The organism is Verrucosispora sp. SN26_14.1 (genome assembly GCF_004307965.1).
Classification (GTDB): domain Bacteria; phylum Actinomycetota; class Actinomycetes; order Mycobacteriales; family Micromonosporaceae; genus Micromonospora.
Genome location: NZ_SISL01000194.1, coordinates 1 through 10,714 on the forward strand (window position 1 = coordinate 1; position 10,714 = coordinate 10,714).

Annotated in this window: 11 protein-coding genes and 1 pseudogene; 10 read left to right on the forward strand and 2 right to left on the reverse strand. The window is 73.3% G+C overall.

All coding sequences use genetic code 11. The annotated features are described in order from the left end of the window. Positions 1–914 (reverse strand): serine/threonine-protein kinase (locus tag EYA84_RS17790; protein WP_131054187.1); only part of this gene is annotated, 914 nt, incomplete at its 3' end. Positions 915–1,411: 497 nt separating this feature from the next. Between EYA84_RS17790 and EYA84_RS17795 the strand changes: the two genes are divergently transcribed. The 10 genes from EYA84_RS17795 (at position 1,412) to EYA84_RS17840 (ending at position 10,524) form a co-directional block, all read left to right on the forward strand. Then, a complete protein-coding gene (locus tag EYA84_RS17795) occupies positions 1,412–2,017 on the forward strand; it encodes an RNA polymerase sigma factor (protein ID WP_131054188.1) in 606 nt (201 codons plus the stop codon). Between the two features lies 1 nt (position 2,018). Then, positions 2,019–2,795 carry a hypothetical protein gene (locus EYA84_RS17800; protein WP_131054189.1) on the forward strand — a complete coding sequence of 259 codons (777 nt, stop codon included), beginning with the start codon at positions 2,019–2,021 and terminating at the stop codon, positions 2,793–2,795. 155 nt (positions 2,796–2,950) lie between these two features. Beyond that, positions 2,951–4,186 carry a glutamate-cysteine ligase family protein gene (locus EYA84_RS17805; RefSeq protein WP_131054190.1) on the forward strand — a complete coding sequence of 412 codons (1,236 nt, stop codon included), beginning with the start codon at positions 2,951–2,953 and terminating at the stop codon, positions 4,184–4,186. After that, positions 4,183–5,517 (forward strand): ergothioneine biosynthesis protein EgtB, encoded by a 1,335-nt coding sequence (gene egtB, locus EYA84_RS17810; protein ID WP_131054191.1) that lies wholly within the window; start codon positions 4,183–4,185, stop codon positions 5,515–5,517. Before EYA84_RS17805 ends, egtB begins: the two co-directional genes overlap by 4 nt. A gap of 22 nt (positions 5,518–5,539) precedes the next feature. Then, complete coding sequence (gene egtC / locus EYA84_RS17815; RefSeq protein WP_131054192.1) at positions 5,540–6,325, forward strand: ergothioneine biosynthesis protein EgtC; 786 nt, start codon at positions 5,540–5,542, stop codon at positions 6,323–6,325. Beyond that, a complete protein-coding gene (egtD, locus tag EYA84_RS17820; RefSeq protein ID WP_131054193.1) occupies positions 6,322–7,287 on the forward strand; it encodes an L-histidine N(alpha)-methyltransferase in 966 nt (321 codons plus the stop codon). The genes egtC and egtD overlap by 4 nt, the downstream gene beginning before the upstream one ends. A gap of 244 nt (positions 7,288–7,531) precedes the next feature. Beyond that, the gene (locus EYA84_RS17825) at positions 7,532–8,119 is read left to right on the forward strand and encodes a TMEM165/GDT1 family protein (protein WP_131054194.1); all 588 of its coding nucleotides are present in this window, start codon (positions 7,532–7,534) and stop codon (positions 8,117–8,119) included. Between the two features lie 46 nt (positions 8,120–8,165). Continuing rightward, a complete protein-coding gene (locus tag EYA84_RS17830; RefSeq protein ID WP_131054195.1) occupies positions 8,166–8,528 on the forward strand; it encodes a DUF1622 domain-containing protein in 363 nt (120 codons plus the stop codon). Further along, a complete protein-coding gene (locus tag EYA84_RS17835) occupies positions 8,525–8,812 on the forward strand; it encodes a DUF1622 domain-containing protein (protein ID WP_131054196.1) in 288 nt (95 codons plus the stop codon). The genes EYA84_RS17830 and EYA84_RS17835 overlap by 4 nt, the downstream gene beginning before the upstream one ends. A 245-nt stretch (positions 8,813–9,057) precedes the next feature. Then, positions 9,058–10,524: a polysaccharide biosynthesis tyrosine autokinase gene (locus EYA84_RS17840; protein ID WP_131054197.1), complete on the forward strand. Its 1,467-nt coding sequence runs from the start codon at positions 9,058–9,060 to the stop codon at positions 10,522–10,524. Here the strand turns inward: EYA84_RS17840 and EYA84_RS17845 are convergent. Then, a pseudogene (locus tag EYA84_RS17845) lies at positions 10,505–10,714 on the reverse strand (low molecular weight phosphatase family protein); the annotation flags it as partial. The gene EYA84_RS17840 and the pseudogene EYA84_RS17845 overlap by 20 nt on opposite strands.

The following is a 10,714-nucleotide window of genomic DNA, read 5'->3' on the forward strand; positions in this document are numbered from 1 at the left end:
CCGCCCGCCGGGACGTCCGTGCGGGTGTCCGGGCCGGCCTCGCGTACCGCTCCGGCGACAGGGACCATCGCGGTCGGCAGCGACCCGTCGGAGACCGCGGCCCGCGCCGCCTCGGCCATCGTCGCGCCGCTACTGAACCGGTCGGCCGGATCCTTGGCGAGCGCGCGGGCGACCAGCACCCGGACCGCCTCCGGGATGTCGGGCGGCAGGTCCGGCGGCGGGTCGTCGAGGTGCCGGACGGCGACCTGGAGCGGGTTGTCCCCGGTGAAGGGCGGGCTGCCGGTCAGGCAGCAGAAGGCGACGGCACCGAGCGCGTACAGGTCGGTCGCGCCGGAGACCGGGCGCCCGGCGGCCTGTTCGGGCGCCATGTAGAGCGCGGTGCCGGGCACCGCGTTGGTGCTGGTGATGCTCGTCACGTTGGCCGACCGGGCCACCCCGAAGTCGACCAGGACGACCGTGCCGTCCTCCTGCACCAGCAGGTTGCTCGGCTTCACGTCGCGGTGCACGATGCCGCCGAGGTGCGCGGCGTGCAGCGCCTGTGCCGCCTGCGCCACCACCGACATCGCCAGCCCCACGTCCAGGCGACCCTCGGCCTCGATCCGCTTGGACAGTGGCTGGCCGGTGACGTACTCCATGACCAGGTAGTCGGCCCGGCCGCCGTCGGGCAGGTCGTCCTCGCCGCAGTCGTAGACCTGGACGATGCCCGGGTGGCGCAGCGCCGCCATGATCCGGGCCTCGGCGCGGAAGCGGGCGATGAAGTCGGGGTCGGAGACCAGCGAGGGCAGCAGCACCTTCACCGCGACCTGCCGGCCGAGGATCAGGTCGGACGCGCGCCAGACGTCACCCATGCCGCCGGTGGCGACACGTTCGTCCAGGCGGTACCGACCGCTGAGTACGACCTCCGAAGACAACACGGCACCACCGTACCCACAAGGGGGCCGAAGGGCGCGCCGGCATGGCGACGCATCTTACCGTCGACCGTGCCCGACACGGGGCGTGTCGTGAGGTGGCGTGTACTGTGAGTCACGACACGAGGGTGGCCCACGGACCGTTCGAGGTCAGACGGCCGGGCCTGTCGGAGGTAGCGTCGGCGGACCGTGGTTCGTTACGGCGAAACACCGTGCGACCCGGTGGAGAATTGTCACTGTGCCCGCCGGCCTCCGGCAGCTTGTCCGACCTCGGCGGACGCTCTAACGTCAGGCCGATCCGGCGGGCTCGCGAACGTGCCGCTGGTGGTTGTGGATCGCGACGCTGTCGGGAAAAATCCGCTTCCGGGCCACGGCGGTCCGTCAGCGAAGAGGTCACGGGGGCGGGGTGCGGGAAGAGGTCCGGGTCGTGGACCTGGCCGGCACCGGATCGTCCGCCGGACCCACGCCCCCCGAGAGAACCGGTGGACGGAAGCGGCAGGGCCATGACCGGTGAACTGAGCCAGGCGGTCGAGGCGGCCAAGAACGGGGACGAGGACGGCTTCCGCTTCCTCTATCGCAGCCTCCAGCCGGGGCTGTTGCGGTACCTGACCGCGTTGGTCGGCGCGGACGCCGAGGACGTGGCCTCGGAGACGTGGTTGCAGGTCGCCCGCGACCTGCCCAATTTCACTGGTGGAGAGTTCCGTGCCTGGGTCGTCACCATCGCCCGCAACCGGGCCATGGACCACCTGCGGCGGCAGCGCCGTCGCCCGGCACTCCCGGTGCCGGTGCAGGAACTCAGCGAACTGGCCGGCGACGCCGACACCGCCGAACGCGCCGGGGAGACCATCGGCACGGAGGCCGCCCTCGCCATGATCGCCAGCCTGCCACCCCGTGAGGCCGAGGCGGTCCTGTTGCGCGCGGTCGTGGGACTCGACGCCGCGACCGCCGGACGGGTGCTCGGCCGCCGCGCCGGAGCGGTCCGGACCGCCGCGCACCGGGGGCTGCGCCGGCTGGCGCTGATGCTGGACCGGCAGGCCGCGCAGGGCGGCGTCCCGCGTCCGCGCACCGGTCCCGCACAGACGCCGCACGCCGAGCCGGTGGACGGCTGACATGCGGGCACACTGGATGAGGTGGCGTCGGTCGGGCACGACCGTCTCCCGGGCCGCGTACGACCGGCTGCTCGACGCCACCGCCACCCCGTCGGCACCCGGGTCGGACGCCCCGCTCGCCGGGCTGTTGCGGGCCGCCGCCGCCCCGCCGCGTGACGACGAACTCGCCGGGGAACAGGCCGCTCTCGCCGCGTTCCGCGCGGCCCGGCAGGGGGAGAGACCGGCCGCCTCGCCGTCGGTCGGGCCGCGTCGCCGCCGCCTCACCGTCGGTGCGCTGGCCTGGATCGCCGGTGTCGCGGCCACCGCCACCGCCGGGGCCGCCCTCGCCGCGGTCAACCTCGACCGTCCGTCGCCGCCACCGGTGCCGCCGGCCACCTCCGCCCCCGTCGAGACCTCCGCGCCCACCAGCCCGACCCCGTCCGAGAGTCGGCCGCCCACCACCGCCGACCCGACCGGGAGCACGTCCCCCACCGCGTCGCCCTCGCCGACCGCGTCGCCGACCGGCTCGCCGAGCCCGTCGGAGACGGGCACACCGCAGGCGTCGGCGTACGTCGGGCCGGTGGACTCCGGCAACGCCGGCCACTGCCGGTCGTACCTGTCGAAGTCCGAGCGGCAGCGGGAGAAGGCGATGGAGAGTCCCGGCTTCGCCGACCTGCGGGACGCGGCCGGTGGTGCCGACAACGTCGCGGCCTACTGCCGGGCTCTGCTGGCCGAGGTCGACCCGGACTGGCTGGCCAAGCACGGTGCCGACCCGGACGACACGTCCGCCACCGGCTAGCGGCTGCGGGACCCGTGGCACGGGTCGGCCGCCGGCCCACCGATTGCGACGGGAACGTGAATTCGGTTCGACGGAACCGTCGACATCGTGAAAGTGTCACCGCGACGCGTTACGGTGACGCTTGCCGAGCCGGTATCGGACAAGGGAGCCATCGCGTGGTTACCTCACCGGAAATCGATCACATACCCGTGCTGCGGGACCGCGCCGCAGCCGCCCGACATCTCGCCCGGATCTGCTTCAAGACCGGCCCACCGACCTACACCGGTGTCGAGCTCGAATGGACGGTCCACGAGGCCGTCGACCCCACGCGTCCCGTCGACGCCGCCCGGCTGAGAGCGGCACTGGGGCCCTACAGCCCCACCACCCTCGATCGGACCAGCCCCGCCCGCCGACTGCTGCGGGGCGGCATGGTGACCGTCGAGCCCGGCGGGCAGGTGGAGATCTCCACCCCGCCGCAAGCCTCCGTCGCCGCGCTGATCGACGCCACCCAGTCCGACATCGACCAGGTCACCCGTCTGCTCGACGCCGCCGGCCTGCGCCTCGGACGCGCCGGCATCGACGCGTACCGGCACCCGCAGCCGGTGATCGACACACCCCGCTACCGGGCCATGCGCCGGGTCTTCGACCGGCACGGCCCGGACGGCCGGACGATGATGTACAGCACCGCCGGCCTCCAGGTCTGCCTCGACGCGGGTCGGCCCGAGCAGGTCGCCGCCCGGTGGGCGCTGGCGCACGCGGCAGGGCCACCGCTGCTGGCCGCCTTCGCCACCGCCGACCGGCACGCCGGCCGGAACACCGGGTGGGCGTCGGCCCGGATGGGCGCCTGGGCGCGGATCGACCCGGCCCGCACCGCGCCGGTCTGGACACCCGAGGTGGCCGGTGTCGACCCGGTCGCCGCCTGGAGCCGGTACGCACTGGCCGCTCCGCTGCTCTGCGTACGGGACGACAGCGGCGACTGGACCCCGCCGCCGGACGTGACGTTCACCGACTGGATCGACGGTGCGTTACCCCGCCCGCCGACCGTCGACGACCTGGAATACCACGTCAGCACGCTGTTCCCGCCGGTGCGGCCCCGTGGCTACCTGGAACTGCGCTACTTCGACACCCAACCCGGGCGCGAGTGGACGCTGCCGCCGGCGGTGCTCGCCGCCCTGCTCGGCACCACCGACACCACCGAGTCCGCGCTGGCACTGGCCGCCCCGGTGGCCGACCGCTGGCTCGTCGCGGCCCGGCACGGCCTGCACGACCCGTGCCTGGCCACCGTCGCCGTGGGCCTGCTCGACCTGGCCCTGACGGCGTTGCCCCGGCTCGACCTGCCGGCGGCGCTGCACGACGAGATCGACCAGGGAGTACGACGACGGCGTGACGCCGCCCAGAGGAGGCAGCGATGACCGACACCACCACCGGCCTCGGCGCGGAGGACCTGCGCGCCCGGATCGCCTCGGAGCTGGACCGCACCCGGGCCCGCACCGTCGGGCTGACCGAGGCGGTCGACGACGGCGACCTGGCCCGCCAGCACTCGCCACTGATGTCCCCGCTGGTCTGGGACTTCGCCCACATCGGCAACCAGGAGGAACTCTGGCTGATCCGGGACGTCGGCGGACGCGAACCGGTCCGGTGCGACATCGACGAGCTCTACGACGCCTTCAAGCAGCCGCGCAAGGACCGGCCGTCGCTGCCGTTGCTGCCGCCGACCGAGGCGCGGGCGTACGTGTCGACGGTCCGCGACAAGGTGTACGACCTGCTCGACAGCGTCTCCTTCGAGGATCGTCGACTGGTCACCGACGGTTTCGCGTTCGGGATGATCGTGCAGCACGAGCAGCAGCACGACGAGACGATGCTCGCCACCCACCAACTGCGCTCCGGCCCCGCGGTGCTGCACGCGCCGCCGCCGCCCGAGCCGACCGCCCGGGTGGCCGGGGAGGTGCTGGTGCCGGCCGGCCCGTTCACCATGGGCACCGACACGGACCCGTGGGCGCTGGACAACGAACGCCCGGCCCACCGGGTCGAGCTGCCCGCGTACGTGATCGACGCCGCCCCGGTGACCAACGGGGCGTACCGGGAGTTCATCGCCGACGGCGGGTACGACGACCCGCGGTGGTGGAGCGGGGCGGGCTGGCGGCACCGGCAGGAGGCCGGCCTGGGCGCGCCGATGCACTGGCGGCGCGACGGCGACGGCTGGGCCTACCAGCGGTTCGGCCGGTGGGACCGGGTCCGCGACGACGAACCGGTGGTGCACGTCTGTTTCCACGAGGCACACGCGTACGCCACCTGGGCCGGCAAGCGGCTGCCCACCGAGGCGGAGTGGGAGAAGGCGGCCCGCTGGGACCCGTCCACCGGCCGGTCCCGCCGTTACCCGTGGGGCGACGGCGACCCCACCTCGGTGCACGCCAACCTGGGTCAGCGGCACCTGTGGCCGGCGCCGGTCGGCGCGTACCCGGCCGGGGCGTCGCCGCTCGGCGTGCACCAGCTCGTGGGCGACGTGTGGGAGTGGGTGTCGACGCCGCTGCGGGGCTATCCCGGCTTTGCCGCCTTCCCCTACCGGGAGTACTCCGAGGTCTTCTTCGGCGACGACTACCGGGTGCTGCGCGGCGGGTCGTTCGGCACCGACCGGGCGGCCTGCCGGGGCACCTTCCGCAACTGGGACTACCCGATCCGCCGGCAGATCTTCAGCGGTTTCCGCTGTGCCCGCGACGTCCGGCCCGAGGAGGCCGACCGGTGACGGTCGTGTCCGGGGTGGCCTGATGTGCCGCCACCTGGCCTACCTCGGGCCGCCACGGACGCTGCGCGAGTTGCTGTTCGACCCGCCGCACGCGCTGGTCCGCCAGTCCTGGGCGCCCCGCGACATGCGGGGCGGCGGGACGATCAACGCGGACGGGTTCGGGGTCGGCTGGTACCCGCCGACCGGCGGTGACCCGGTGCGGTACCGGCGGGCGCAGCCGATCTGGAGCGACCCGACCATCGCCGACCTGGCGGCGGTCACCTCGTCCGGTGCGGTGCTGGCCGCGGTCCGTTCGGCCACGGTCGGCATGGCGGTGGTGGACGCCGCCGCCGCGCCCTTCGCCGAGGGCCGATGGCTGTTCAGCCACAACGGCGTGGTGCGCGGCTGGCCGGACGCGGTGGTGCCGCTGGCCACCGCCCTGCCCGTACGCGACCTGCTCACGCTGGACGCCGCCACCGACTCGGCGTTGCTGTGGGCGCTGGTCCGGCACCGGCTGCGCGCCGGCCTGCCGCCCGAGCAGGCGGTCGCCGAGACGGTCACCTCGGTCGCCGCGGCGGCCCCGGGGTCGCGGCTCAACCTGCTGCTCACCGACGGCCGGACGGTGGTCGCCAGCGTGGCCGGGCACGCCCTGTCCGCCCGCACCACGCCGGACTCCGTGCTGCTGGCCTCGGAACCGCACGACGACGACCCGGCCTGGCGGGAGGTGCCGGACGGTCACCTCGTCACCGCCACCGCCACCGGGATGCACCTGCGCCCGCTGCCCCGGCCCGACCACCATCGACCGCCCGACGGAAGGCAAGACGGATGAGCACCGAGCCACTGGAGATCCACCTCGACGACCGGGACATCGGCCGCAGCCTCCGGCACGACGTCCGGGTCGGGCTGACCGCCGACCCGAAGTGGCTCCCGCCGAAGTGGTTCTACGACGCGCGGGGCAGCGAACTCTTCGAGGAGATCACCCGGTTACCCGAGTACTACCCGACCCGGGCCGAACGCGCGGTGCTGGCCGCCCACGCGACCGAGATCGCGGAGCTGACCGGCGCGAAGACGCTCATCGAGCTCGGCTCCGGTTCGTCGGAGAAGACCCGGCTGCTGCTGGACGCCTTCACCCGGCGGCGCGGTCTGGGCACGTTCGTACCCCTGGACGTGTCGGCCAGCGCGCTCGCCGCGTCCACCGCCGCGCTCGCCGCCGACTACCCGGGGCTGCGGGTCCGCGGCATCGTCGGTGACTTCACCCGGCACCTGGACCGGCTGCCCGCCGGTGGGCGGCGGCTGGTGATCTTCCTCGGCGGCACCGTCGGCAACCTGCTGCCGGCCGAGCGGGCCGACTTCCTCGCCCGGATGCGGGCCGCGTTGGAGGTGGGGGACTGGCTGCTGGTCGGTACCGACCTGGTGAAGGACCCGGCGGTGATCGTGCCCGCGTACGACGACGCGGCGGGGGTGACCGCGGAGTTCAACCGCAACGTGCTGCGGGTGCTCAACCGCGAACTGGACGCCGACTTCGACCCGGCCGCCTTCGCCCACGTCGCGCTCTGGGACCCGGAGCGGGAGTGGATCGAGATGCGGCTGCGGGCGCAGCGGCCGGTCCGGGTACGCGTGCTCGACCTGGACGTCGCCTTCGCCGAGGGGGAGGAACTGCGGACCGAGGTGTCGGCGAAGTTCCGCCCGGAGGGGATCGCCGCGGAGCTGGCCTCGGCCGGGTTCCAGGCCGAGCGCTTCTGGACCGACCCCGACGACCTGTTCGGCGTGACCCTGGCCCGCGCGGACTGAACCGGCGGACGCCCGACTCCGGAGGTGTGTCGGGTCACCCGGCGGCCCGACCGGTCGGCGATCGGCTAGGCTGTGCGGCAGCGAAGGGGAGTAGCCCGCAACGCCGTGGTCGACATACTGGTGCGTTCCGCATCCGGCCACGCGGCCTCGTTCATCACGGGGCGGGCGAGACCTTCGACCCAGGCTCAACAGCCGGGTCGAGGGCGCCCCAGATCCTCCTCCCGGCCTGATCCGGAAGGACGTCATGGAGGGGTTCCTCGTCGCGCTGGCAGTCAGCTTCGGCGTGATCTTCGTTGCCGAGCTGGGAGACAAGTCCCAGCTCATGGCTCTGGCATTCGCCACCAGATACCGCACCGTGCCGATCCTGATCGGCATCACCGTCGCCACCGCCGTGGTGCACCTGGCCTCGGTGGCGATCGGTGTCGGGCTGGGTGCCGCGCTGCCCACCGGCTGGATCTCGCTCCTGGCGGGTCTGGCCTTCATCGGCTTCGGCCTCTGGACACTGCGCGGGGACACGCTCACCGAGGAGGAGAAGCGCAAGGCGGCCAAGGGCGGCAAGTCGGCGATCTTCGCCGTCGGTGTCGCGTTCTTCCTCGCCGAACTGGGTGACAAGACCATGCTCGCCACGATCACCCTGGCCACCCAGTACGGCTGGTTCGGCACCTGGGTCGGCTCGACCATCGGCATGGTGGCCGCCGACGCGCTCGCCATCGTCGTCGGCCGGCTGCTCGGTCGCCGGCTGCCGGAGCGGACCATCAAGTACGGTGCCGCCGCGCTGTTCGCGATCAGCGGCATCTGGCTGATCGTGGAGGCGGTCGCGGAACTGACCTGACCCGGCGGGAGCCGACTACCCGGGGCCCCGCCGGGTAGTCGCCCGCGTGAACGTCGACGTACTCCTGGAACGGGGTCACCACTGGCTGGTGATCGCGGTGGAGCTGGTCGGCGCGGCGGTGATCGTCGTCGGGGCGGCCTGGGCCGCGCTGCGGTTCGTGGTGGACGGGGTCCGCTACCGCGACGCGACCGTGTTCACCCGGATCCGGTTGACGCTCGGCCGCTTCCTGGTGCTCGGACTGGAGTTCCAGTTGGCGGCGGACATCCTGCGGACCGCGCTGTCGCCGACCTTCACCCAGATCGGTCAGCTCGCCGCGATCGCCGCCATCCGGACCGTGCTTAACCACGTCCTGGGCCGGGAGATCGAGCACGAGCAGGAGCAGGTCGGTCGGCCGGGGCGGGCGTCGTGATCCAGGCGCTGGCCACGGTCGTCGCGGCGCTCGGCGTACTCGGCGCCGGGGTCGCGCTGGTCACCACCGGTTCCCGGTCGACGGCGCTGCGGATCCTGCTGGACATGCTCGTCGCCGCCGGTCTGCTGCGGCTGACCGGGGAGCAGACCTGGCGGGAACTGGCCGCCACCGTGGTGATCGTGCTGCTGCGGCGGATGCTCAGCAGCGCGTTGACGGAGAACTTCCGCTGGTCCGCCGGACCGGGAGGCCCGGCCGGTCGGATCGGCCGGGCCTCCGGCCGCTGATTCGGACGAGTGCCCCGAGGGCTGAGCACGGCCCGGCGGGGAAATCGCATTTTTCCCGGTGGAGAGGCGATTCCGACGGACGGTCGGTCCGGTTGGGCATTGCGGGCGCGGTCCTCTGCCGAGGAAAACCCCTAACTCCGGACATAACGCTTATGAGCGGCTTTAATGGTTCACGAGATTAAGTAGACCTTGGGGGTTTTCGTGAGTTTCTTTGGCGTTACCGGCCCGGTACGGAGGCGCGCCTGATGGACCTGTACCGCCAACTGCGTCTCGTGCGCCAGCGCTGGTGGATCGTCCTGGTCACCCTCGTGGTGGCCCTCGGGCTGACCGCCCTGGTCACCGTTCGGGCGCAGCCTCGCTACGTCGCCTCGGTCACCTTCTTCGTCACCACCCCGAGCCAGGGCGTCACCGACGCCTACCAGGGTGGTCTCTTCCTGCAACAGCGCGTCAAGTCCTACGCCGAACTGCTCACCAGCGACCGGCTGGCGCAGGCCGCCGTCGCGGACAACCAACTCGGGCTCACCGCCGAGGAGGTCCAGCAGCGGGTCAGCACCTCGACCGAGACCGGCACCGTGTTGCTGCGGGCGTCGGTGACCGACACCGACCAGACCCGCGCGCTGCGGGTGACCGAGGCGCTCTCGGCGAAGTTCGTCGAACTCGTGCAGAAGGTCGAGGCCCGGCCGGACGGCACCGCCGGACCCATCAAGATCGAGGTGGTCAGCGGCCCCCGGGTCACCCCCACCCCGGTCTCGCCGCAGCCGTTGCGCAACACCGCGATCGGCACCCTGATCGGCCTGCTCGCGGGCGTGGCCCTGGCGATCCTGCGCGGCATGGCCGACGTCCGCCTGCGCGACGCCGCCGGTCTGCAACGGGTGACCGGCAGCCCGCTGCTCGGCGAGATCCCGATCGACCCCAGCGCCCGCACCGCCCCGCTGATCGTCGGCGACGCCGCCACCTCGGCGCGCGCCGAGGCGGTCCGCAAGCTCCGCACCAACCTGCGCTTCGTCGACGTGCACGAACCCGCCCGGGTCATCGCCGTCACCAGCGCGTTGCAGGGCGAGGGCAAGACCACCATGTCGTGCAACCTGGCCATCGCGCTGGCCGAGGCGGGCTGGCGGGTCCTGCTGGTCGACGCCGACCTGCGCCGGCCGAAGGTCGGCGACTACCTGGGCATCGACTCCGGCGTCGGGCTGACCGACGTGCTCGTCGGTGACGTGCAGGTCGGCGACGTGGTCCAGCGCTGGGGTGACAAGTCGCTGCTGGTGCTGCCGAGCGGCTCGGCCCCGCCGAACCCGAGCGAACTGCTCGGCTCCAAGGCCATGTCCGACCTGCTGACCGCCCTGCGCGAGTCCGCCGACATCGTCATCATCGACACCGCGCCGCTGCTCGCGGTCACCGACGGTGTGGTGGTCGCGGTGCAGGCCGACGGTGCGTTGCTGGTCACCCAGCAGGGGCGTACCTCACGGGCACAGGTGGCCGCGGCGGCCCGGGCACTGCACTCGGTCTCGGTGCGGCTGCTCGGCTGCGTGCTGAACATGGCCCGGGTGCCCAAGGCGGAGGCCTACCAGTACGAGGCGTACCGGGTGGTCGCCGAGACACCGGCGCCGACGACGGCGACGGGCGAACGGGCCGGAGCCGGTCGGCACGCCGAACGCAAGCCGGTGGCCGACCTGCCCGATCACACCCAGGAACTCACCCGGCTGCCCCGATGAGCGCCGCCAGCGGGCGCAGCGACCGCTCGATCTCCTCCGCGCAGGCGCGAAAGTCGGCGGGCGTACCGGCGACCGGGTCGCGCAGGTCGTCGGCGTCCGCCGGGGCGGGTTGCAGCCGTCCCCGGGCCAGGGCGGCGGCGGCCACCGCGGCCGCGAGCGAGTCGTCCGGCTCGTCCGTGGCGGGTTCCGC